General features: G+C 75.7%; 18 protein-coding genes. 17 read left to right on the top strand and 1 reads right to left on the bottom strand.

Translation table 11 applies throughout. The annotated features are described in order from the left end of the window. Nucleotides 1-15: 15 nt before the first annotated feature. From HKK73_RS04620 to HKK73_RS04645, 6 genes are all read left to right on the top strand, one after another. Nucleotides 16-1,491, top strand: a complete 1,476-nt coding sequence (locus tag HKK73_RS04620) for a PLP-dependent aminotransferase family protein (RefSeq protein WP_171467539.1) — start codon at nt 16-18, stop codon at nt 1,489-1,491. 32 nt (nt 1,492-1,523) lie between these two features. After that, the gene (locus HKK73_RS04625; protein ID WP_171467540.1) at nt 1,524-2,135 is read left to right on the top strand and encodes a TetR/AcrR family transcriptional regulator; all 612 of its coding nucleotides are present in this window, start codon (nt 1,524-1,526) and stop codon (nt 2,133-2,135) included. A 34-nt stretch (nt 2,136-2,169) separates the two neighbouring features. After that, nucleotides 2,170-2,889 (top strand): DUF1345 domain-containing protein, encoded by a 720-nt coding sequence (locus HKK73_RS04630; protein WP_171467541.1) that lies wholly within the window; start codon nt 2,170-2,172, stop codon nt 2,887-2,889. A gap of 71 nt (nt 2,890-2,960) precedes the next feature. Further along, the gene (locus tag HKK73_RS04635) at nt 2,961-3,959 is read left to right on the top strand and encodes an o-succinylbenzoate synthase (RefSeq protein ID WP_043659790.1); all 999 of its coding nucleotides are present in this window, start codon (nt 2,961-2,963) and stop codon (nt 3,957-3,959) included. Next, on the top strand, nt 3,956-5,842 hold the full coding sequence (menD, locus tag HKK73_RS04640) for a 2-succinyl-5-enolpyruvyl-6-hydroxy-3-cyclohexene-1-carboxylic-acid synthase (protein WP_171467542.1): 1,887 nt from the start codon (nt 3,956-3,958) through the stop codon (nt 5,840-5,842). Before HKK73_RS04635 ends, menD begins: the two co-directional genes overlap by 4 nt. A gap of 95 nt (nt 5,843-5,937) precedes the next feature. Next, the gene (locus tag HKK73_RS04645; RefSeq protein ID WP_171467543.1) at nt 5,938-7,578 is read left to right on the top strand and encodes a trypsin-like peptidase domain-containing protein; all 1,641 of its coding nucleotides are present in this window, start codon (nt 5,938-5,940) and stop codon (nt 7,576-7,578) included. Nucleotides 7,579-7,755: 177 nt separating this feature from the next. Here the strand turns inward: HKK73_RS04645 and HKK73_RS04650 are convergent, their stop codons facing one another. Next, the gene (locus tag HKK73_RS04650) at nt 7,756-9,117 is read right to left on the bottom strand and encodes an isochorismate synthase MenF (RefSeq protein ID WP_171467544.1); all 1,362 of its coding nucleotides are present in this window, start codon (nt 9,115-9,117) and stop codon (nt 7,756-7,758) included. A 63-nt stretch (nt 9,118-9,180) separates the two neighbouring features. Here HKK73_RS04650 and HKK73_RS04655 point away from each other — a divergent pair, with 63 nt between their 5' ends. From HKK73_RS04655 to nuoI, 11 genes are all read left to right on the top strand, one after another. Then, complete coding sequence (locus HKK73_RS04655; protein WP_171467545.1) at nt 9,181-9,876, top strand: demethylmenaquinone methyltransferase; 696 nt, start codon at nt 9,181-9,183, stop codon at nt 9,874-9,876. A 394-nt stretch (nt 9,877-10,270) separates the two neighbouring features. Next, nucleotides 10,271-11,572 carry a geranylgeranyl reductase family protein gene (locus tag HKK73_RS04660; RefSeq protein ID WP_253705783.1) on the top strand — a complete coding sequence of 434 codons (1,302 nt, stop codon included), beginning with the start codon at nt 10,271-10,273 and terminating at the stop codon, nt 11,570-11,572. Between the two features lie 121 nt (nt 11,573-11,693). Beyond that, the gene (locus tag HKK73_RS04665; protein WP_021481795.1) at nt 11,694-12,056 is read left to right on the top strand and encodes an NADH-quinone oxidoreductase subunit A; all 363 of its coding nucleotides are present in this window, start codon (nt 11,694-11,696) and stop codon (nt 12,054-12,056) included. A gap of 57 nt (nt 12,057-12,113) precedes the next feature. Continuing rightward, complete coding sequence (locus HKK73_RS04670; RefSeq protein ID WP_021481794.1) at nt 12,114-12,665, top strand: NADH-quinone oxidoreductase subunit B family protein; 552 nt, start codon at nt 12,114-12,116, stop codon at nt 12,663-12,665. Beyond that, nucleotides 12,662-13,438, top strand: coding sequence for an NADH-quinone oxidoreductase subunit C (locus HKK73_RS04675; RefSeq protein WP_114553223.1), 777 nt, complete (start codon nt 12,662-12,664; stop codon nt 13,436-13,438). Before HKK73_RS04670 ends, HKK73_RS04675 begins: the two co-directional genes overlap by 4 nt. Beyond that, on the top strand, nt 13,435-14,814 hold the full coding sequence (locus tag HKK73_RS04680; RefSeq protein ID WP_021481792.1) for an NADH-quinone oxidoreductase subunit D: 1,380 nt from the start codon (nt 13,435-13,437) through the stop codon (nt 14,812-14,814). The genes HKK73_RS04675 and HKK73_RS04680 overlap by 4 nt, the downstream gene beginning before the upstream one ends. Continuing rightward, nucleotides 14,811-15,695, top strand: a complete 885-nt coding sequence (nuoE, locus tag HKK73_RS04685) for an NADH-quinone oxidoreductase subunit NuoE (protein ID WP_171467546.1) — start codon at nt 14,811-14,813, stop codon at nt 15,693-15,695. Before HKK73_RS04680 ends, nuoE begins: the two co-directional genes overlap by 4 nt. Further along, nucleotides 15,692-17,059: an NADH-quinone oxidoreductase subunit NuoF gene (gene nuoF, locus HKK73_RS04690; RefSeq protein ID WP_171467547.1), complete on the top strand. Its 1,368-nt coding sequence runs from the start codon at nt 15,692-15,694 to the stop codon at nt 17,057-17,059. Before nuoE ends, nuoF begins: the two co-directional genes overlap by 4 nt. Further along, complete coding sequence (locus HKK73_RS04695) at nt 17,059-19,743, top strand: NADH-quinone oxidoreductase subunit G (protein WP_171467548.1); 2,685 nt, start codon at nt 17,059-17,061, stop codon at nt 19,741-19,743. The genes nuoF and HKK73_RS04695 overlap by 1 nt, the downstream gene beginning before the upstream one ends. Next, nucleotides 19,740-21,152, top strand: a complete 1,413-nt coding sequence (nuoH, locus tag HKK73_RS04700; protein ID WP_085388429.1) for an NADH-quinone oxidoreductase subunit NuoH — start codon at nt 19,740-19,742, stop codon at nt 21,150-21,152. Before HKK73_RS04695 ends, nuoH begins: the two co-directional genes overlap by 4 nt. Next, nucleotides 21,145-21,876 carry an NADH-quinone oxidoreductase subunit NuoI gene (nuoI, locus tag HKK73_RS04705; RefSeq protein WP_216608054.1) on the top strand — a complete coding sequence of 244 codons (732 nt, stop codon included), beginning with the start codon at nt 21,145-21,147 and terminating at the stop codon, nt 21,874-21,876. The genes nuoH and nuoI overlap by 8 nt, the downstream gene beginning before the upstream one ends.

The following is a 21,876-nucleotide window of genomic DNA, read 5'->3' on the forward strand; positions in this document are numbered from 1 at the left end:
GGTTCACTGGGCCAGATGACGACCCGGCTCGCGCCCGAGGCCCTCCTGCTCGTGCTCGGCCCGCGCCCCGCGCGCGACGTCGGCCGCTGGCTGCAGGACGGCCTGCGCGCGGCGGTCGTCGAGGGGCGGGTCGCGGCGGGCACGGTCCTGCCGTCGGGCCGGGACGCCGCCGTCGCGCTCGGGCTCTCGCGCGGCACGGTGACGACGGCGGTCGACGTGCTCGTGGGCGAGGGGCTGCTCGTGTCCCGGCCGCGGTCGGGCGTCGTCGTCGCGGCGCTCCCCGCGGCGCCGTCCCCCCGAGGGGCACCGCCCGCACGGGGCCCGGGGACCGGGAGCACCCGGCACGGCACGGCGGGCCCCCGGCCCGTGAGCGTCGGGACCCCGGACCCGGCGCTGTTCCCACGGGCGGCGTGGGCGCGCGCGGTCCGCGACGGCGTCCGCGGGCTCGCGGACGCCGACCTCGGCTACCCGGACCCCCAGGGCCTGCCCGCGCTGCGCGAGGCGCTCGCGGAGCACCTGCGCCGCAGCCGCGGCGCGCACGTGACCGCGCACGACGTCGTCGTGGTGAGCGGCGTCGCCCAGGCGCTCGCGCTGCTCGCACGGCTGCTCGCCGCGGGCCGGGTGGCGCCCGGGCCGGGGTCAGGGCCAGGGGCAGGGGCAGGGCCCGTCACGGTCGCCGTCGAGGACCCGTCGTCGCGGGGCGCGCTCGAGCTCCTGCGCGACGCGGGGACCCGGCCCGCAGGCGTGCCCGTCGACGCCGACGGGCTGCGGACCGACCTGCTCCCCGAGGACGCGCGCGCCGCGCTCGTGACGCCCGCGCACCAGTTCCCGCTCGGCGTCGTGCTCGCCCCGGCGCGCCGTCGTGCGCTGCTCGCGTGGGCCGCCGCGGGGGACCGCCTCGTGCTCGAGGACGACTACGACGCCGAGCTGCGCTACGACCGTCGGCCCGTGGCGTCGGTGCAGCCCCTGGCCCCCGAGCGGGTCGTGCTCCTCGGGTCCGTCTCCAAGCTCCTGTCGCCCGCGCTGCGGCTCGGCTGGGTCGTCGCGCCACCGCGCGTCGTCGGGCCGCTCGTCGAGGCCAAGCGCCACGCCGACCTCGGCACGTCCGTCCCCGAGCAGGCGGCGCTCGCGGCGCTCCTCGGCTCGGGCGCGTACCAGCGGCACCTGCGCCGGGCCCGGGTCGTCTACCAGCGGCGGCGCCGCGCGCTGCTCGCCGCGCTCGGCGAGGCCCTGCCCGGCGTCACGGTCGGGGGCGTCGCGGCGGGTCTCCACCTTGTCGTCCCGCTCCCCGGCCCGGCGGCCGAGGACGCGGCGGTCGACGGGCTGCGCGCGGCCGGCGTCCCCGTCGAGCCGCTGAGCGGGACGGGCGTCGAGCGCGCCGAGCCGACCGAGCACGGCGTGGTCGTCGGCACGGCGCGCGTGCGCGAGCCCGACGTCGCGCGCATCGTCGACGCGCTGCGGGCGGCGGGCGCGGGACGCCTGCCCGCCTGACGAGCGCGCGGCCGGTGCCCTACGGTGTGCGGGTGGGGACGACGCCGACCGAGACCGCCGACCGACGACCCGCACCGCGGCGCCAGGCGCGCGGTGTCGCGCGCCGGGACGCGATCGTCCGCGCCGCCGCGGACCTCATCCTCCAGGACGGCCCCGCGGCGGTGACCCACCGCGCCGTCGCGACGCGCGCCGACGTCCCGCTCGCCGCCACCACCTACTACTTCACCGGCCTCGACGACCTCATGGAGGCGGCCGGCGAGCTCATCGTCACCGGGTGGGCGGAGCACGCGCACGGCGCCGCCGAGCGCGCGGCACAGGGCGGGGACCGGGCCCGGGAGGACGCGCGCGTCCTCGTGGACGCCGTCCTGCCGCCCGGCGGGGAGAGCGAGCTGCGGGGCTTCTACGAGCACCTCGTCGGCGCCGGCCGCTACCCGGCGCTCGCCCGGGCCTACGGGATGGGTCGGCAGGGTCTGGACGACGCCGTCGCGCAGCTCCTCGCCGTGCGGGGCCTCGGCCACGTCGCGGCGTCGCTCCTCGTCGCGGTCGTCGACGGCGCCGCCGTGAGCGCGCTGAGCGAGGGACGTGACGTGCGGGCGCTCGCGGTCCGCCTCGTCGGCGAGCTCGTGGCACCCGGACCGCGCTGAGGACGGGCGCCGCCGCCGGGTAGCCTCCCGGCCCATGACCCGACGCCCGTCCACCGCCCGACCCGCCCTGCGCGACCGCCTCGTCCCCGAGACCACGCGGACCCTCGTCTCGACCGTCGTCGCGCTCGTGACCGGCCCGGTCGTCGTGCTCCTCGCGGAGGGCCCGCTCGGCCTCGACGACCGGACGGTCCCCGTGGCGGCGGGCCTCCTCGTGTGGGTCGTGCTCGCGGGGCTCTCCTGCACGCTGACGTGCGTCGCGTTCGCCGGGCGCCGCGGCCCCGAGCTCGAGCGGGCCCTGCTGCGCGCGCACCCCGACGGGCGCGGCCGCGTCCGCACGCTGCTCCTCGGCGGCGGGTCGACGGCGTGGTCCGTCCAGTTCGCGATCATGGCGCTGCTCGTCGGGTTCGCGCTGGCCCAGGGCGTCGCATGGGCCGCGGCCCCCGCGCTGACCGTGCTCGGCGTCGCGGTCATCGTCGTGTCGTGGGTCGCGGTCCTCGTGTCCCACAGCGTGCACTACGCCCGCCGCGACGTCGCGGCCGGCGACGGCCTCGGGTTCGCGTTCCCCGGCGAGGGACCGCGCGCCTACGCCGACTACGTGTACCTCGCGGCGGGCGTGAGCACGACCTTCTCGACCGCCGACGTCACGGTGCTCGACTCCGTCACGCGCCGGATGGTCACGACCCACGCCGTCGTCGCGTTCGCGTTCAACGCCGTGATCGTCGCGCTCGTCGTCGTGGTGCTCGTCAACGCGTGAGGGCCGCGCGCTGCGGCCGTGCCCGCGTCGGTGCCGCGGGCCGACGACGACGCGTGGCATAGCCTGGGCGCGTGCCCGACTCCCGCGCCGTCGTCTACCGCACCCGACTCACCACCCGGTTCCGCGGGCTCGACGCGCGCGACGGCGTCCTCCTGCGCGGAGACGCCGGCTGGGGCGAGTTCTCGCCCTTCTGGGACTACGACGACGCCGAGTCCGCCTCCTGGCTGCGCGCCGCGCACGAGGCGGCCGACGACGGCTGGCCCGCCCCCGTCCGCGACCGGGTCCCCGTGAACGTCACCGTCCCCGCGGTCGGGCCCGACCGCGCCCGGGAGCTCGTCGCCGCGTCCGGCGGGTGCCGCACCGCCAAGGTCAAGGTCGCGCAGCGCGGGCCCGACGGCACGCTCGAACCCCTCGACGCCGAGGTCGCGCGCCTCGAGGCCGTGCGCGACGCGCTCGGCCCGGGCGGTCGGGTGCGCGTCGACGCGAACGGCGCCTGGGACCCCGAGGAGGCGCTGCGCCGCCTCCCGCACCTCGACCGCGCGGCGGGCGGCCTCGAGTACGTCGAGCAGCCGTGCCCCGACGTGGCCGGTCTCGCGGCCGTGCGGCGCGGCCAGCGCGGCGACACCGCCGTGCCCGTCGCCGCGGACGAGTCGATCCGGCGCGCCGAGGACCCGCTCGCCGTCGTGCGCGCGGACGCGGCCGACGTCGTGGTGCTCAAGGTGCAGCCGCTCGGCGGCGTGCGTGCGTGCCTCGACCTCGCCGAGCAAGTGCGGCTGCCCGTCGTCGTGTCGTCGGCGCTCGAGTCGTCGGTGGGCATCGCCGCGGGCGTCGCGCTCGCCGCCGCGCTCCCCGCGCTGCCGTACGCGTGTGGCCTCGCGACCGTGAACCTGTTCGCCGCCGACGTCGTGGCCGCGCCGCTCGTGCCCGTCGACGGGGCCCTGCCCGTGACGCGTCCCGCACCGAGCGCGGAGGCGCTCGCCGCGACCGCGCCCGACCCGGGCACCGACCGGCGGTGGCGCGCGCGGCTCGACCGCGTCGCCGGCCTCGTGGCCGCCGGGAGCGTGCGATGAGCGCCGCCCTCGACCCGCTTCTGGACGGCCTGGACGCGCAGCCGCCCGCGGTGCGCACCGCGTTCGCGCTCGTGCACCGCCTCGCGCTCGAGGGAGTCGCGGACGTCGTGCTCGCCCCCGGGTCGCGCAGCGCTCCGCTCGCGTACGCGCTCGCGGCGGCGGCCGACCTCGGCCACCTCACGCTGCACGTGCGCGTCGACGAGCGAGCGGCCGGGTTCCTCGCCGTCGGGCTCTCGCGCGGCGCGGGCCCGCTCGTGCGCGGCGGCGTCGCGCTGCCCCGTCCCGTCGCGGTCGTCACGACGTCCGGGACGGCCGTCGCTAACCTGCACCCCGCGGTGCTCGAGGCGCACCACACGGGCGTCCCGCTCGTGCTCCTCACCGCCGACCGGCCGCACGAGCTGCGCGGCACGGGCGCGAACCAGACGACCCACCAGGCCGGGATCTTCGGCCCCGCGACGCGGTTCGCCGCGGACGTCCCGGCGCCCGACGGCCGCCCGGGCGAGGTCCGCGACCTCCTCGCCGTCGCGGCGCGCGCGCTCGCCGAGGCCGTGGGCGCACGCTCGGGGCACCCCGGTCCTGTGCACCTCGACCTCGCCTACCGCGAGCCGCTCGTGCCCGTCGGCCTGCCCGGCACTCCTCCCGCTGCCGCGCTCGCTGGGCCCACCGCCCCCGCCGCCCTCGATCCGGACCTCCCGGGTGTCCGCCCGGTCGTCGTCGTGCCGGCCGCCCCCGCGGCCGTGCCGACCGCCGTCGCGCCGGGCGACGTCACGGAGCCGCTCGGCACGCCGGTCGCCCCCGTCGCGCTGCCGGTGCCCGGCGAGCGGACGGTCGTCGTCGCGGGCGACGGCGCGGGCCCCGTCGCGCGCGACCTCGCCGAGGCGCGCGGTTGGCCGCTGCTCGCCGAGCCGTCGTCCGGGGCGGCGGGCGGTCGGCGTCTCGTCGTCGCGCACCCGCTCGTGCTCGGGGTCGACGCGCTCGTGGACGACGTGGAGCACGTCGTCGTGCTGGGGCGGCCCACGCTCTCGCGGCCGGTGCAGCGGCTCCTCGGGCGCGGGGACGTCGCGGTGACCGTCGTGGCTCCGGGCTCGCGCCCCTGGCCCGACGCCGCGCGCAACGCCTCGACCGTGCTCCCCGTGGTGCCCGCGGGGTGGCTCGAGCCCGCGTCCGCCACGGGCTGGGCCGAGCGCTGGCAGGCGGCGTCGGCCGCGGCGGCGGCCGTCGTCGCGGCGGCGACCGACGGGGCCCGGACCGACGGGCCGAGCGTCGCGCGCGCGGTCGCCGCGGCGGGCGGCCCGGACGACCTGCTCGTGGTCGGCTCATCGAGCCCCGTGCGCGACCTGGGCATCGTGCTCGGCCTCGACGGGCCCGGCCCGCGCGTGCTCGCCAACCGCGGGCTCGCGGGCATCGACGGGACCGTGTCGACGGCGCTCGGCGCGGCCCTCGTGACGGGTCGTGGCCACCGGCGCACCCGCGCGCTGCTCGGCGACCTCACCTTCCTCCACGACGTCGGCGGGCTGCTGCGCGGACCCGCCGAGCCGCACGCGGACCTCCAGCTCGTCGTCGTGAACGACGACGGCGGCGCGATCTTCGCGGGGCTCGAGCCCGGGGCGCTGGGGGAGTCGTCCGAGGGCGCGCGCCGCACGTTCGAGCGCGTCTTCGCGACGCCGCACGGGGCGCACCTTGCGCCGCTGTGCGCGGGGTACGGGGTGGACCACCAGCTCGTCCAGGACGTCCCCTCGCTGCGGCACGCGCTCGCGGCGCCGAGCCACGGCGTCCAGGTCCTCGAGGTGCGTGTCGGGCGTGCGGACCGCCGTCGCGACGGCCTGGTCCTGGCGGACGACGTCCGGGCGGCGGTGCGCGCGGTTCTGTCCTCGGGCGGCTGAGGGGCGCGGAAAAACTCGCAGCAGACTCCCAGGTTCGTTCAAGCGTCGTTCAAGCGCGGCGGTGTGAAGTAGTGGGCAGAAGAAGGAGGCCCACCATGACGAACACCCCGGGCACCGAGCCCACCCCCGTCCCGACGCCCGACGCCACGCAGCCGCTGCCGGCCGCGACCGCGGGCGAGCAGGCACCGGCCCAGCCGTCGGCGCACTCGACCGACCACCCGACGCAGCCGCTCCCGCCGCACCCCGTGCAGCACCTCACGACGCCGCAGCCCGCCCCGACGGGCCACGCCACCGCACCCGCGGGGCACACGCCCACCGCTGCGCCGGCGAACCCGTACGCGCGACCCGCGCAGGGCGCGCCCGCCCCCGGCGCGCACACGCCGTCCGGCAGCTTCGGCCCGCCGCCCGCACCGCCGGCCCCGGCCGCCGCCGGGGAGAGCGGCGCCCCGCAGCGCCGCCGCACCTGGGTGCCGGTCGTCAGCGCCGCGGCCGCCGCGGCGCTCCTCGCGAGCGTCGGCACCGCCGGCCTCACCGGCGCGTTCGGCGCCGACCAGGACTCCACGTCGCTCGCCGACGTCGGCCAGCAGCACGAGACGTCGGCCGCGCCCGTCGCCGACTCGTCGTCGCAGAACCCCGACTGGGAGGCCGTGACCAAGGCCGTCGCGCCGTCGGTCGTGGCGATCCAGGTCCAGACCCCGCAGGGCGGGGCCGAGGGCTCCGGCGTCATCATCGACGACAAGGGCCACGTGGTGACGAACAACCACGTGGTGTCCGGCGCCGAGAACGACACCGTCCAGGTCACGCTCAGCGACGGCCGCCTGTTCGACGCGAAGATCGTCGGGCTCGACCCGGCGACGGACCTCGCCGTCGTGCAGCTCGTCGACGCCCCCGACGACCTCCAGCCCGCGACGCTCGGCGACTCCGACGACGTGACCGTCGGCGAGTCGGTCCTCGCGGTCGGCAACCCGCTCGGCCTCGCGAACACGGCCACGACCGGCATCGTCTCGGCCGTCGACCGCCCGGTGTCCGCGTCCGGCGAGGGCGGCGGCACGTCCGTCGTCACCAACGCGATCCAGATCGACGCCGCGATCAACCCGGGCAACTCCGGCGGCCCGCTGTTCGACGCGCAGGGCCGTGTCATCGGCATCACGTCGTCGATCGCGACGCTGTCGAGCGGCGGTGGCCAGTCCGGCTCGATCGGCCTCGGGTTCGCCATCCCGGTGAACCTCGCCAAGACGATCGGTCAGCAGCTCGTCGACAACGGGACCGCGGAGCACGCGTTCCTCGGCGTGACGCTCGCCGACGCGACCGCGACGGCCGACGGCGTCACGCGCCGCGGCGCCGAGGTCCAGGAGGTCACCGACGGCTCGCCGGCCGCCGACGCGGGCATCCGCTCGGGCGACGTCATCGTCGCCATCGACGGCCACCCGGTCGGCGGGGCGGAGTCGCTCACGGCGTTCGTGCGTGAGCGCGCCGCGGGCGCCGAGTCGAAGCTCACCGTCGTGCGCGACGGCAAGACGCTCGAGCTCGACGTCACCCTCGCGACGCGCCCGGCGGACGACGAGACCACCGGCCAGGGGCAGACGCCGGGCCAGGACGGCCAGGGGCAGCTCCCCGGCCAGGGCGACCAGGGTGACCAGGGCGGCCAGCAGGGCGACCAGGGTCAGCAGGGCGACCCGACCGACCCGGGCAACGTCCCGAACCCGTTCGACTGGTTCTTCGGCGGCCAGGGCTGACCCGGCGCCGCACCCCGTCCCGCCACCTCCTCTGACCGTGGCGGGACGGTGGGCCGTCGGGGACGTCCCCGCCCCGGCGGCCCACCGCACCGAGCGGCCGGCACGGATCTCCGTGCCGGCCGCTCGTCGTCGTCCTGGGGCGTTGCCGTGCGGGGCCGGTCGTGCGGGACCGGCGCGTCAGGCGCCGAGCGCGTAGCGCATCGGCTCGAGCTTCGCCTCGGACTCGGCGACCTCGGCCGCCGGGTCGGACGCCGCGACGATCCCGCACCCGGCGAAGAGCCGCACGGAGCGCGGGTCGGTGCCCGACAGCTCGGCCGAGCGCAGCGCGATGCCCCACTCGCCGTCGCCGTCGGCGCCCAGCCACCCGACGGGCCCGGCGTACCGGCCGCGGTCCATGCCCTCGATCTCGCGGATGAGGTCGCGCGCGACGACCGTCGGCGTGCCGCACACCGCCGCGGAGGGGTGCAGCGCGGCCGCGAGCGCCAGGCTCGTCGGCCCGGCCCCGGCGCCCGACGCCCCGGGCGCGCTCGCGCCGCGCGCGAGGACGGCCGTCACGTCGGACGCGAGGTGCATGACGTTCGGCAGGTGCAGCACGAACGGCGAGTCGGGGACGTTCATCGACGAGCAGAACGGGGCGAGCGCCTGCGCGACGGACCGGACGGCGTACTCGTGCTCCTCCAGGTCCTTCGACGACCGGGCGAGCTGCGCGGCCCGCAGGAGCGCCTCGTCGTCGGACAGGCCGCCGCGCCGGATCGTGCCCGCGAGCACGCGGGACGTCACGAGGCCCTTCTCGCTGCGGACGAGCAGCTCGGGGGTCGCGCCGACCAGCCCGTCGACGGAGAACGTCCAGCACGCCTCGTAGGCGGAGGCGAGGCGCGCGAGCAGCCAGCGCGGGTCCACGGGCTCGCTCGTGTGGGCGACGACGTCGCGCGCGAGCACCACCTTCTCCAGCGCGCCCGAGCGGATGCGCTCGACGCCCTCCGCGACGACGGCGGCCCAGTCGTCGGCGCCGAGCGCGCCGTCGTGCCAGGCCACCTCGCCCGGCGCGCGCACGGGCTCGCGCGGCGTGCGGCGCAGGGCGTCCGTGGGGGAGGAGGACAGCGATCCGGCGGTGTCCACCGTCGTGAGCCACGCGTGGCCGTCACGCCGCCCGACGACGACGCGCGGCACGACGAGCACCCCGCCGGCCCGGACCGGGTCGTGCGCGTCGTCGCCCGGCGCGGAGTCGTCGAACGCGAACGAGCCGAACGCGACGGGGCCCGTGCCGGGCAGGCCTACCTCGTCGCGCACGACCGCGCGCGCGAGCGTCTCGTGCCACGCGGCCTCGGCGTCGGCGAACCGGCCCGGCCCCCACGTCTCGAGCCGCAGCGCCTCGCCCCAGCCGACGATCCCGTCGCCGCGGCGCACCCACGCGAGGGGCCGCGTGTCCGGCAGGAGGTCGACGAGGGCGTCGAGGCCGCCGGGCAGGTCGGGGATCCGGGTGGTCCTCACGACCAGCGGGTGGGGCTGTGCGGCCGTGGCCGACGGTTCTGCGCTCATCGCCTCCCAGCGTAAGCCGCGGCGGTGCGACCGCGGGCGCGGGGACGTGGAAGCATGGGCGCCATGCCCCGTGCCAACCTGGACAAGAAGCCCTCCGAGGTCGCGTCGATGTTCGACGGGATCGCCTCCCGGTACGACCTGACCAACGACGTCCTGTCGCTCGGGCAGGACCGCGCGTGGCGCCGGGCGACGGTCCGCGCGGTCGGCGCGCTGCCGGGCGAGAAGGTCCTGGACCTGGCGGCCGGGACGGGCACGTCCTCGGAGCCGTTCGCCGACGACGGCGTGCGCGTCGTCCCGTGCGACTTCTCCATCGGCATGCTCCAGGTCGGCAAGGAGCGCCGCCCGGACCTCCCGTTCGTCGCCGGGGACGCGACGCGGCTCCCGTTCGCGGACGGCACGTTCGACGCGGTGACCATCTCGTTCGGGCTGCGCAACGTCGTCGACACCGAGGGGGCGCTGCGCGAGATGCTGCGCGTCGTGCGGCCGGGCGGGCGCGTGGTGATCTGCGAGTTCTCGACCCCCACGTGGGCGCCGTTCCGCGTCCTGTACCAGGAGTACCTGGTCCAGGCGCTGCCGCGCATCGCCTCGGCGGTGACGCGCGAGGGCGGGTCGTACGAGTACCTCGCCGAGTCGATCGCCGCGTGGCCGGACCAGCAGGGCCTGGGTCGTCTCCTGCTGCGCGCGGGCTGGGAGAAGGTCGCCTACCGCAACCTCTCCGGCGGGATCGTCGCGCTGCACCGGGGCGTGCGCCCGGCCTGACGCCACACCAGGACGAGGCCCCGCGCGTGCCGCGCGGGGCCTTCTCGGCGACCCCGGCGGCGCGCGGTCGCGTCGGCACGCGTGCGCGGCGCTGACCTGGGACGACGGTGCCCCGGGCGGGCGCGGACGCGCGGGAGGCTAGGCCATCGCGGCGCCGGCCCCCTTGCCCGCGAGTCCTCGTCCCCAGGGTCGGGCGTCGGCAGGTGCCGGGACCTTCGTCACAGGATCTCCCAGGGAAGGGTCGCCTTGCTACACATCTCCCGTCCGGAGTGACTAGAGTGGCGGTGTCCATTGTGACCGACTTCACAAGGGCTGTGGGTGCATCGTGTCCCGAGCCGGGTCACGGTGGAGCACCGCACGAGGACCGAGACGACGGGACGGCGAGGTGAGCACGGTGGGCGCGAGGCTCGACGACGCCGACGTGATCGTCGTGGGCGCCGGCCCGGCCGGTTCCGCGGCCGCCCACTACTGCGCCGCCGCGGGCCTGAGCGTCCTCCTCCTCGAGAAGTCGGCGTTCCCGCGCGACAAGATCTGCGGCGACGGCCTGACGCCGCGCGCGGTCGCCGAGCTCGTGCGCATGGGCGTCCCCACGCGCGCCGAGGACGGCTGGATCCGCAACCGCGGCCTGCGCGTCGTCGCGAGCGGCCGCTCCTGGGAGCTCGCGTGGCCGGACCTCGCGTCGTACCCCAGCTACGGCATGGCCCGCGCGCGCCACTCGTTCGACCGCACGCTCGCCGAGCACGCGCAGCGCACCGGCGCCAAGCTGCTCGAGCGCACCGCCGTCACCGGCCCCGTCCTCGACGAGCGCACGGGCCGCGTCGTCGGCGTCACGGCGCGCCCCGTGGACGAGAAGGGCCGGCGCGCCGGCGACGGGGTCACCTACCGCGCGCCCGTCGTCATCGCGGCCGACGGCGTCTCGTCCCGCTTCGCGCTCGCCCTCGGCCTCGCGCGGCGCGAGGACCGCCCGATCGGCGTCGCCGTCCGCACCTACTTCCGCACGCCCCGCCACGACGACCCGTGGATGGAGTCCCACCTCGAGCTGTGGGACGGCACGCCCCGCGAGTCGAACCTCCTGCCGGGGTACGGCTGGATCTTCTCGCTCGGCGACGGCACGGCGAACGTCGGCCTCGGCTCGGTGAGCTCGACGCCCGCGCGGCAGTCCGCGGCGAACGTCGACTACAAGGACCTGTTCGCCACCTGGATGCGCAACGCGCCCGCCGAGTGGGAGTTCACGGAGGAGAACCGGCTCGCCCCGGTGCGCGGCGCGGCGCTGCCCATGGGCTTCAACCGCACGCCGCTGTACACGCGCGGCGTGCTGCTCGTCGGGGACTCGGGCGGCATGGTCAGCCCCTTCAACGGCGAGGGCATCGCCTACGCGATGCAGGCCGGGCGGGCGGCGGCCGACGTCGTCGCCCAGTCGCGCGCGCGGCTCACCGACGGCGGTCGCGAGCGCGCGCTGCAGACGTACCCGCGCCTCATGCGGCGCGAGCTCGGCGGCTACTACACGCTCGGCCGGTACTTCGTGAAGCTCATCGAGCACCCCGAGATCATGCGGATCTGCACGCGCTACGGGCTCCCGCGCCCGGTCGTCATGCGGTTCGTCCTCAAGCTCCTGTCGGACTGCTACGAGCCCCGCGGCGGCGACTGGGTCGACCGCGTCATCGCCGGGCTGACCAGGGTGGTGCCATCGTCATGAGCCCACGAGGTGGGCCGGCACCCGCGCACCACGCAGCGCCGGCACTCGCACCACCTGACCGCGGACCCGGACGACGTCGTCCGGGGAGACCCGTCCCGAGCCCCCACTCGAGGAGTCGACGATGACCAACCCGTACGTCCCGCTGCTCGTCCTCATGGGCGTGGCCGCCGTGCTGGCGCTCGGCGGCGTCGCCGCGAGCGCGGTCATCGGCCCCAAGCGTTACAACCGCGCCAAGCTCGACGCCTACGAGTGCGGCATCGAGCCCACGCCCCACGCCGTCGGCGGCGGGCGCTTCCCGATCAAGTACTACCTCGTCGCGATGACGTTCATCGTCTTCGACATCGAGGTCGTCTTCCTCTACCCGTGGGCCGTCGACTTCGCGACGCTCGCGACGTTCGGTCTGGTGGCGATGCTCGCGTTCCTCGCGCTCATCACCGTCCCGTTCGTCTACGAGTGGCGCCGCGGCGGCCTCGAGTGGGACTGACGGTGGCACCCAGCGGGGGCCCCGGCGGGCACCGGCGAGAGAACTAGGAGAGACACCATGGGGATCGAGGAAGCTCCCTCGGGCTTCTTGCTCACCACGATCGAGGACCTCGCGGGGTACCTGCGCAAGGCGTCGCTGTGGCCCGTGACCTTCGGCCTCGCGTGCTGCGCCATCGAGATGATGGCGGCGGGCGCGTCGCGGTTCGACCTGTCGCGCTTCGGCATGGAGGTCTTCCGCGCGTCGCCGCGCCAGGCGGACCTCATGATCGTGGCCGGGCGCGTGAGCCAGAAGATGGCGCCGGTCGTGCGGCAGGTCTACGACCAGATGAGCGAGCCCAAGTGGGTCCTGTCCATGGGCGTGTGCGCGTCGAGCGGCGGCATGTTCAACAACTACGCGATCGTCCAGGGCGTCGACCACGTCGTCCCGGTGGACATCTACCTGCCCGGCTGCCCGCCGCGGCCGGAGATGCTCATCAACGCGATCCTCGCGCTGCACGACCAGATCCAGCACGAGCCGCTCGGCGTGAACCGCAAGGAGGCGGCGCGCGCCGCAGAGGCGGCGGCGCTCGAGGCGACGCCCACGTTCCAGATGAAGGGGCTGCTGCGGTGACGGACGAGAAGAGCGGCGCCGGCACGCCGGTGCCGCAGCCGGAGGAGGTGAACGGCCCCCGGTCGGCCGACCTCGTGACCGGTGCCGGGGCGCCCCGCACGCTCGAGGTCGTCGAGGTCCGCGAGGGCATGTTCGGCGTCCACGGCTCGGGCGACACGTCCGGCTACGGCGGCCTGGTGCAGCCCGTCGCGATGCCGGGCGCGAGCGCCCGCCCCTACGGCGGCTGGTTCGACGAGGTCGTGGACGTCCTCACGGAGGTGCTCGAGGCGTCCGGCGTCCGGTTCGACGCCGCGGTCGAGCGCGTCGTCGTCGACCCGCCCGGCGCGCACGCCGAGCTGACGCTGCACGTGCACCGCGACCACCTCGTCGAGGTGTGCCGGGCGCTGCGCGACGACCAGGACCTGCGCTTCGAGCTGAGCCTGGGCGTGAGCGGCGTGCACTTCCCGCACGAGGTCGGCCGCGAGCTGCACGCCGTCTACCACCTGACCTCGATCACCCACGGCCGGCGGCTGCGGCTCGAGGTGTCGGTGCCCGACGCGGACCCGCACGTGCCGACCACGACGTCCGTCTACCCGACGAACGACTGGCACGAGCGCGAGACGTGGGACTTCTTCGGCATCGTCTTCGACGGCCACCCGTCGCTCGCGCGCATCGAGATGCCCGACGACTGGCCGGGCCACCCGCAGCGCAAGGACTACCCGCTCGGCGGGATCCCCGTCGAGTACAAGGGCGCGACCGTGCCCCCGCCCGACACGAGGAGGTCGTACTCGTGAGCACGCACACCACCGGCGCCCCCGGCGGCGCCCCGCACGCCACCCGTCCGCCCGTCGGCGACTTCGATCCCGGCGTCCCGAGCTTCGAGGCGTCCGGCGGCGACTGGGCCGAGATCGCGGAGAGCGCCGTCGCGGCCGCCGCGCTCGGCGAGGAGCGCATCGTCGTCAACATGGGTCCGCAGCACCCGTCGACGCACGGCGTGCTGCGCCTCATGCTCGAGATCGACGGCGAGACGGTCACCGAGGCGCGCTGCGGCATCGGCTACCTGCACACCGGCATCGAGAAGAACATGGAGTTCCGGACGTGGACGCAGGGCGTCACGTTCTGCACCCGCATGGACTACCTCGCGCCGCTGTTCCAGGAGACGGCGTACTGCCTCGCGGTCGAGAAGCTCCTCGGCATCACGGACGACGTGCCCGAGCGGGCCAGCGTCATCCGCGTGCTGATGATGGAGCTCAACCGCATCGCGTCCCACCTCGTGTGCCTCGGCACGGGCGGCAACGAGATGGGCGCGACGACCGTCATGACCATCGCGTTCACCGCGCGCGAGGAGATCCTGCGGATCTTCGAGGCGGTCACGGGGCTGCGCATGAACCACGCGTACGTCCGTCCGGGCGGTGTCGCGCAGGACGTGCCGCCGGACCTCGTCGAGCAGGTGCGCCGGGCGGACCCGCTCGTGCGCCGCTACCTCGGCCAGCTCGGCGACCTCATGCTCGCCAACCCCATCTTCAAGGGGCGCCTCGTCGGGGTCGGGCACCTCAACCTCGCGGGCTGCATGGCGCTCGGCGTCACCGGACCGGTGCTGCGCTCGACGGGCCACCCGTACGACGTGCGCAAGGCCGACCCGTACTGCGGCTACGAGACGTACGACTTCGACGTCCCGACCGCGACGGGCGCCGACTGCTACGACCGCGTCGTGCTGCGGCTCGAGGAGTGCTACCAGTCGCTGCACATCGTCGCGCAGTGCCTGGACCGCCTCGAGGCGACGGCGGGCCAGCCCGTCATGGTCGGCGACCGCAAGATCGCGTGGCCCGCGCAGCTCGCGATCGGGAGCGACGGCCAGGGCAACTCGCTCGAGCACATCAAGGAGATCATGGGCTCCTCGATGGAGGCCCTGATCCACCACTTCAAGCTCGTCACCGAGGGCTTCCGGGTCCCCGTGGGGCAGGCGTGGCAGACCGTGGAGCACCCGCGCGGCGAGCTCGGGGTGCACCTCGTGTCCGACGGCGGCACGCGCCCCTACCGGGCGCACTTCCGCGACCCGTCGTTCAACAACCTCCAGGCCGTGGCGGCGATGTGCGAGGGCGGCCAGGTGGCCGACGTCGTGGTCGCGGTCGCGTCCCTGGACCCGGTGCTGGGAGGGGTGGACCGATGACCATCGACGCCGGACCTGCGACGGACGGGACGCCCGCCGGGCGTGCCCGCCCCGGGTACGACGCGGAGACGACGGCGCGCCTCGCCGCCGACGCCGCGCAGATCGTCGCGCGCTACCCGGAGTCCCGCTCCGCGCTCCTGCCGATGCTGCACCTCGTGCAGTCCGAGGACGGGTACGTCTCGCGCGACGGCATCCTGTTCTGCGCGGAGCAGCTCGGGCTCACCGCGGCGGAGGTCTCCGCCGTCGCGACGTTCTACACGCAGTACAAGCGCCACCCCAACGGCACCTACACCGTGGGCGTCTGCACGAACACGCTGTGCGCGATCATGGGCGGCGACGCGATCTTCGACGAGCTGTCGGACCACCTCGGCGTCGGGCACGACGAGACCACCGAGGACGGCGCGATCACGCTCGAGCGCGTGGAGTGCAACGCGGCCTGCGACTACGCACCCGTGATGATGGTCAACTGGGAGTTCTTCGACAACCAGACCCCCGGCAGCGCGACGGACGTCGTGGACCGGCTCCGCGCCGGCGAGCCCGTCGCCCCGACGCGCGGCGCGGCGAGCGTGTGCACGTTCAAGCAGATGAGCCGCGTGCTCGCCGGCTTCCCGGACGGCCGCGCCGACGAGGGCGTCGGCGCGGGCCAGCCCACTCTCGCCGGCCTGCGGCTCGCGCGCGAGCACGGCTGGACCGCCCCGGCCGGCGACACGGACGCGGAGGCGGCCCCCGACGGCGGCGCCCCTGCCGGCGGTGCGCCCGACGCCGGCGAGGCGCAGTCGAGCGCCGAGCGGAAGCCGACGACCGACGCCGACGTCGACCCCGGCGGCAAGGCCGAGTCGCCCGGCACGAAGCCCGACCCGTCGAAGGGAGCGGACGCATGAGCGAGCAGCAGAGCACCGAGACGCGCCCGGCGCCGGACCCGCTGACCCCGGTCCTGTCGGACACGTGGGACGCGGACCGGTCCTGGACGCTCGCGTCCTACCTGGACCGCGGCGGCTACGCGGGCCTGCGCGCCGCGCTCGGGCAGGACCCGGGCGACGTCGTCGCGACGGTCAAGGCGTCCGGCCTGCGCGGCCGTGGCGGCGCCGGGTTCCCCACGGGCATGAAGTGGGGCTTCCTGCCCGCGCCCGACGGCGGCCCGCGCTACCTCGTCGTCAACGCGGACGAGTCCGAGCCGGGCACGTGCAAGGACATCCCGCTCATGCTCGCGAGCCCGCAGGCGCTCGTCGAGGGCGTCGCGATCACGTCGTACGCGATCGGGTGCCGGCACGCCTTCATCTACGTGCGCGGCGAGGTGCTGCACGTGTACCGCCGCCTGCTGCGCGCGGTCGAGGAGGCGTACGAGGCGGGCTACCTCGGCACGGACGTGCTCGGGTCGGGCTTCGACCTCGACGTCACCGTCCACGCCGGGGCCGGCGCGTACATCTGCGGCGAGGAGACGGCGCTGCTCGACTCGCTCGAGGGCCGCCGCGGGCAGCCGCGGCTCAAGCCGCCGTTCCCCGCGGTCGCGGGCCTGTACGCGCGCCCGACGGTCGTCAACAACGTCGAGTCGATCGCGAGCGTGCCGTCGATCGTCGCGCGCGGTGCGGACTGGTTCACCTCGATGGGCACGGAGCGCTCGGCCGGCGTCGGCCTGTTCTCGCTCTCCGGGCACGTGACGCGGCCGGGGCAGTACGAGGCCCCGCTCGGCACGACGCTGCGCGAGCTGCTCGACCTCGCGGGCGGGATGCGCGGGGGCAAGGCGCTGAAGTTCTGGACGCCGGGCGGCTCGTCGACGCCGCTGTTCACCGACGCGCACCTCGACACCCCGCTCGACTACGAGTCAGTTGCCGCGGCGGGCTCGATGCTCGGCACGCGCGCGCTCCAGCTCTTCGACGAGACGACGTGCGTCGTGCGGGCCGTGAGCCGGTGGACCGACTTCTACGCGCACGAGTCGTGCGGCAAGTGCACGCCGTGCCGCGAGGGCACGTACTGGATGAAGCAGGTGCTGGCGCGCATCGAGGCGGGCCAGGGCACGGAGGCCGACCTCGACCTGCTCCTCGACACGTGCGACAACATCCTGGGCCGCGCGTTCTGCGCGCTCGGCGACGGTGCGACGTCGCCCGTCACGAGCAGCATCGCGCTGTTCCGCGACGAGTACGAGGCGCACATCACGGAGCACCGCTGCCCGTTCGACCCGGCGGCCTCGGCGCTCTTCGACTACACGCCCCGCCCGGCCCGCGTCCTGACGGCAGGAGTGCACTGATGACGACCACGACCCCCGCCCCGGGCACCGGCTCCTCGGCCGTCGCGCCCTCGGGCGGCGCGGCCAAGACCCCGGCCCCCGCGGACCAGGTGACGTTCACGATCGACGACATCGAGATGTCGGTGCCCAAGGGCACGCTCGTGATCCGTGCGGCCGAGCAGATCGGGATCCAGATCCCGCGGTTCTGCGACCACCCGCTGCTCGAGCCCGCCGGGGCGTGCCGCCAGTGCCTCGTCGAGGTCGCGGCGCCCGACCGCGAGGGCAACGTGCGGCCCATGCCGAAGCCGCAGGCGTCGTGCACGCTCGAGGCGACGCCGGGCATGGTGGTGAAGACCCAGCGCACGAGCCCGGTCGCCGACAAGGCGCAGCACGGGATCATGGAGCTGCTGCTCATCAACCACCCGCTCGACTGCCCGGTGTGCGACAAGGGCGGCGAGTGCCCCCTGCAGAACCAGGCGATGAGCAACGGGCGCGCGACGAGCCGGTTCGTCGACGTCAAGCGCACGTTCCCCAAGCCGATCGCCGTCTCGACGACGATCCTGCTCGACCGCGAGCGCTGCGTCCTGTGCCAGCGGTGCACGCGCTTCTCCCAGGAGATCGCGGGCGACGCGTTCATCGACCTGCAGAAGCGCGGCGCCGCGCAGCAGATCGGGCGCTTCGACGAGGCCGTGCTCGACTTCGCGCCGCCCGCGGGCGAGGCGCCCGGCGACCGCCCGGTGGGCCTGGCCCTGGAGGACGAGGCGGGCCTCCCGTTCGCGTCGTACTTCTCCGGCAACACCGTGCAGATCTGCCCGGTCGGCGCGCTCACGGGGGCGGCGTACCGCTTCCGGTCGCGCCCGTTCGACCTGGTCTCGACGCCGTCGGTCGCCGAGCACGACTCGTCCGGGTCGGCGATCCGCGTCGACCACCGCCGGGGCGTCGTGCTGCGCCGCCTCGCGGGGGAGGACCCGCTGGTCAACGAGGAGTGGATCACCGACCGGGACCGCTTCGCCTTCACGTGGCAGTCCGCGCCGGACCGCCTCACGCACCCGCTCGTGCGCGACCGCGAGGTCGCGCCCGACGGGACCGTCACGCGCGGCGAGCTGCGCCCGGCCTCGTGGGCCGAGGCGCTCGAGGTCGCGGCCGACGCCCTGACCCGGGCCCGCGACGCGGGCGGGGTCGGCGTCCTGCCGGGCGGGCGGCTCACGGTCGAGGACGCGTACGCGTACGCCAAGCTCGCGCGCACGTGGCTGCGCACGAACGACGTCGACCACCGGGCCCGCGCGCACAGCGCGGAGGAGGCGGACTTCCTCGCGCACGCCGTGGCCGGCACGGGTCTCGGCGTGACCTTCCCCGACCTCGAGAAGGCCCCCGCGGTCCTGCTCGTCGGCCTCGAGGCCGAGGAGGAGGCGGGCGTCGCGTTCCTGCGCCTGCGCAAGGGCGCGCTGCGGCACCGGGTCCGCGTGTTCTCCGTGGCGCCGTTCGCGTCGCGCGGCGTGCAGCGCATGCACGGCACGCTGCTCCCCGCCGCCCCGGGCACCGAGGCCGAGTGGCTCGACGGCATCGCCGCGGGCGACCGGGTCCGCACGCTCGACGAGGCGAGCGGCACCGACGACGTCCTCGCCGAGGCGAGCGACGCGCTCCGCCAGCCGGGGGCGGTCGTCCTCGTGGGCGAGCGGCTCGCCGCGACGCCCGGCGGGTACAGCGCGCTGCTGCGCGCGGTCGCCGCGACGGGCGCACGCCTCGCCTGGGTGCCGCGCCGAGCGGGCGAGCGGGGCGGCGTCGAGGCGGGCACGCTGCCCAACCTCCTGCCGGGCGGACGCCCGGTCTCCGACGCCGCGGCCCGCGTGGACGTCGCGACCGTTTGGGGCGCGGCGACGACCGAGGACCACCCCGCGGGGCTGCCCACGGCCCCGGGCCGCGACCTGGGGGAGATGCTCGACGCGCTCTCGGTCGGCCAGCTCGCGGGCGTCCTCGTGGGCGGGCTCGAGCTCGACGACCTGCCCGACCCGGCGCACGCGCGCCGCGCGCTCGAGGCGGCGGACGTCGTCGTCTCGCTCGAGGTGCGGCGCTCGGCGGTGACGGAGTACGCCGACGTCGTGCTCCCGGTCGCGCCGCCCGTGGAGCGGGCCGGGGCGTTCGTCAGCTGGGAGGGGCGCGTGCGCCCGTTCCCGGCCGCGCTCGCCTCGACCGCGATGCCCGACCACCGCGTGCTCGACGCGCTCGCGGACGCCGCCGGCGCCCCGCTCGGCCTGTCGACGCTCGAGGCCGTGCGCGCCGAGCTCGAGCAGCTCGTGGGCGACGGCGCCTGGGACGGCGCGCGCGCCGCGGCGCCCACGGTCGACGCGACCGAGCCGCCCGCCGTCGCGCCGGGGACCGCGGTCCTCGCGAGCTGGCGCCTCCTGCTCGACGACGCGCGCGGCCAGGACGGCGAGCGGTACCTCGCCGGCACGGCCAAGCGCCCCGTGGCCCGCCTGTCGGCGGCCACGGCCGCCGCGGTCGACGTGTTCGACGGCGAGCTCGTGCGGGTCGTCACCGACCGGGGCGCGGTCACGCTCCCCGTGGTGGTGACCGACATGGTCGACCACGTGGTGTGGCTGCCGCTGCGCTCGCCGGGGTCGTCCGTGCACGCCACGCTCGGCGCGGTGCCGGGCGACCTCGTCCGGCTCGAGCCGGGGACCACCGACGGAGGGGAGGGCGCATGAGCGGCCTGCACGCGCTCCACGCGCTGGCCACCGAGACGCCGGCGGTGCCCGGCATCACGGCGAACTTCTCGCAGGACAACGGCTGGACGTACCTCGTCAAGGCCGTCCTCATCCTCGTCTTCCTGCTGACGAGCGTGCTCTTCGCGATCTGGTTCGAGCGCAAGGTCGTCGCCCGCATGCAGGTGCGGCCCGGCCCGAACTGGCACGGCCCGTTCGGCCTGCTGCAGTCGCTCGCCGACGCGATGAAGCTCCTGCTCAAGGAGGACATCACCGTCAAGGCGGCCGACAAGTTCGTCTACCTGCTCGCGCCGATGATCTCCGTGTTCTGCGCGCTCCTCGTGTTCGCGGTGATCCCGTTCGGGCCCGAGGTGCAGATCCCCTTCACGGACTACGTGACGCCCGCCCAGCTCACCGACTTCCCGGTCGCGACGCTCTACATCCTGGCGTGCGCGTCGCTCGGCGTGTACGGGATCGTGCTCGGCGGCTGGTCGTCCGGCTCGACGTACCCGCTGCTCGGGTCGGTCCGCTCGACGGCGCAGGTCATCAGCTACGAGCTCGCGATGGGCCTCTCGCTCGTCTCCGTCTTCCTCATGGCGGGGTCGATGTCGACCTCGCGCATCGTCGACTCGCAGACGCAGCTGTGGTGGTTCCTCCCGCTCCTGCCGGCGTTCGTCATCTACGTGATCTCCATGGTCGGCGAGACGAACCGCCTGCCGTTCGACCTCCCCGAGGCCGAGGGCGAGCTCGTGTCGGGGTACATGACCGAGTACTCGTCGATGAAGTTCGCGTGGTTCTTCCTCGCGGAGTACATCAACATGCTCAACGTCTCCGCGGTCGCGACGACGCTGTTCCTCGGCGGGTGGCGGGCCCCGTGGCCGCTCTCGGCGATCAACGACGGGATGTTCAACGAGGGCTGGTGGCCCATCCTCTGGTTCCTCGTCAAGGTCTGGGCCGTCATGTTCTTCTTCGTGTGGGTGCGCGGCACGCTGCTGCGCCTGCGCTACGACCAGTTCATGCGCTTCGGCTGGAAGGTCCTCATCCCCTTCGCCCTCGCGTGGCTCGTGCTGCTCGCCGTCGCCCAGGCCGTGCGCCAGTTCCTCGACGTGGACCTGCGCGTGTTCATCGGGATCGCGGTCGCGATAGCCCTCGTCGTCGTGGTCGTCGTCTGGTTCTGGCCCGAGAAGAAGGCGCCACCCGGCGCCGCTCCGCGCGCCGCGGGAGCCGCGCCCGAGCCGTTCGACGCGTTCGCCGGCGGCTTCCCCGTGCCGCCGCTGCCCGGCCAGTCGCTCCCGCCCTCGCCGCGCCGTCGGGCCCTCGTGCCCGACGACGCGGGCGCGGCCCGGACGTCCGCACCGGGTGCCGGTGCTCCCCGCGACACACCGCACGACAAGGAGGTCGACCGTGGCTGACGACCAGAAGCCGGACCGGCCGGGCGAGTACGAGGTCCGCCGCCCGCAGGCGAAGGGCCTGCGCGGGCTCGTCGCGCCCGTCGCCGGGTTCGGCGTGACCTTCTCCTCGATGTTCCGGCCGACCGTGACGGAGCAGTACCCGCGCCAGAAGGTGCCGCCCAAGCCGCGCTACCACGGCCGGCACCAGCTCAACCGGTACCCCGACGGGCTCGAGAAGTGCATCGGGTGCGAGCTGTGCGCGTGGGCGTGCCCCGCGGACGCGATCTACGTCGAGGGTGCGGACAACGCCGACCTGCCCGACGGCGGCCACATGTCGCCCGGCGAGCGGTACGGCCGCGTCTACCAGATCAACTACCTGCGCTGCATCTTCTGCGGGCTGTGCATCGAGGCGTGCCCGACGCGCGCGCTGACGATGACCAACGAGTACGAGCTCGCCGGCCCGACGCGTGAGGGCATGATCTGGGAGAAGCAGGACCTCCTCGCGCCGCTGCGCGAGGGCATGCTCTCCGCGCCGCACCCGATGGTGCCCGGGACGTCGGACACCGAGTACTACCGCGGAGAGGTGAGCGGACCGGTGGCCGAGCAGGTGGAGTGGGTGCGCGAGCACCGGCCGGACGACCCGACGCTCCCGCCGGAGCCGGCGGGCCGCGAGCCGGAGGTCCGGCGGGTCACGCAGCCGTCCGGGCGGTCCGCCCGTCCGTCGGCCCGGAAGGGCGCGCGGTGA

This window comes from Cellulosimicrobium sp. 72-3 (assembly GCF_013127315.1).
GTDB classification, from domain to species: Bacteria; Actinomycetota; Actinomycetes; order Actinomycetales; family Cellulomonadaceae; genus Cellulosimicrobium; species Cellulosimicrobium funkei.

Bases quoted from the DNA above. Each gene is read 5' to 3' on its own strand.
- menD (WP_171467542.1), top strand. From the start codon at position 3,956: ATGAGCGCCGCCCTCGACCCGCTTCTGGACGGCCTGGACGCGCAGCCG.
- HKK73_RS04650 (WP_171467544.1), bottom strand. From the start codon at position 9,117: ATGAGCGCAGAACCGTCGGCCACGGCCGCACAGCCCCACCCGCTGGTC.
- HKK73_RS04645 (WP_171467543.1), top strand. From the start codon at position 5,938: ATGACGAACACCCCGGGCACCGAGCCCACCCCCGTCCCGACGCCCGAC.
- HKK73_RS04620 (WP_171467539.1), top strand. From the start codon at position 16: ATGACGACCCGGCTCGCGCCCGAGGCCCTCCTGCTCGTGCTCGGCCCG.
- HKK73_RS04665 (WP_021481795.1), top strand. From the start codon at position 11,694: ATGACCAACCCGTACGTCCCGCTGCTCGTCCTCATGGGCGTGGCCGCC.
- HKK73_RS04630 (WP_171467541.1), top strand. From the start codon at position 2,170: ATGACCCGACGCCCGTCCACCGCCCGACCCGCCCTGCGCGACCGCCTC.
- nuoE (WP_171467546.1), top strand. From the start codon at position 14,811: ATGACCATCGACGCCGGACCTGCGACGGACGGGACGCCCGCCGGGCGT.
- nuoH (WP_085388429.1), top strand. From the start codon at position 19,740: ATGAGCGGCCTGCACGCGCTCCACGCGCTGGCCACCGAGACGCCGGCG.
- HKK73_RS04695 (WP_171467548.1), top strand. From the start codon at position 17,059: ATGACGACCACGACCCCCGCCCCGGGCACCGGCTCCTCGGCCGTCGCG.
- HKK73_RS04670 (WP_021481794.1), top strand. From the start codon at position 12,114: ATGGGGATCGAGGAAGCTCCCTCGGGCTTCTTGCTCACCACGATCGAG.
- HKK73_RS04655 (WP_171467545.1), top strand. From the start codon at position 9,181: ATGCCCCGTGCCAACCTGGACAAGAAGCCCTCCGAGGTCGCGTCGATG.
- nuoF (WP_171467547.1), top strand. From the start codon at position 15,692: ATGAGCGAGCAGCAGAGCACCGAGACGCGCCCGGCGCCGGACCCGCTG.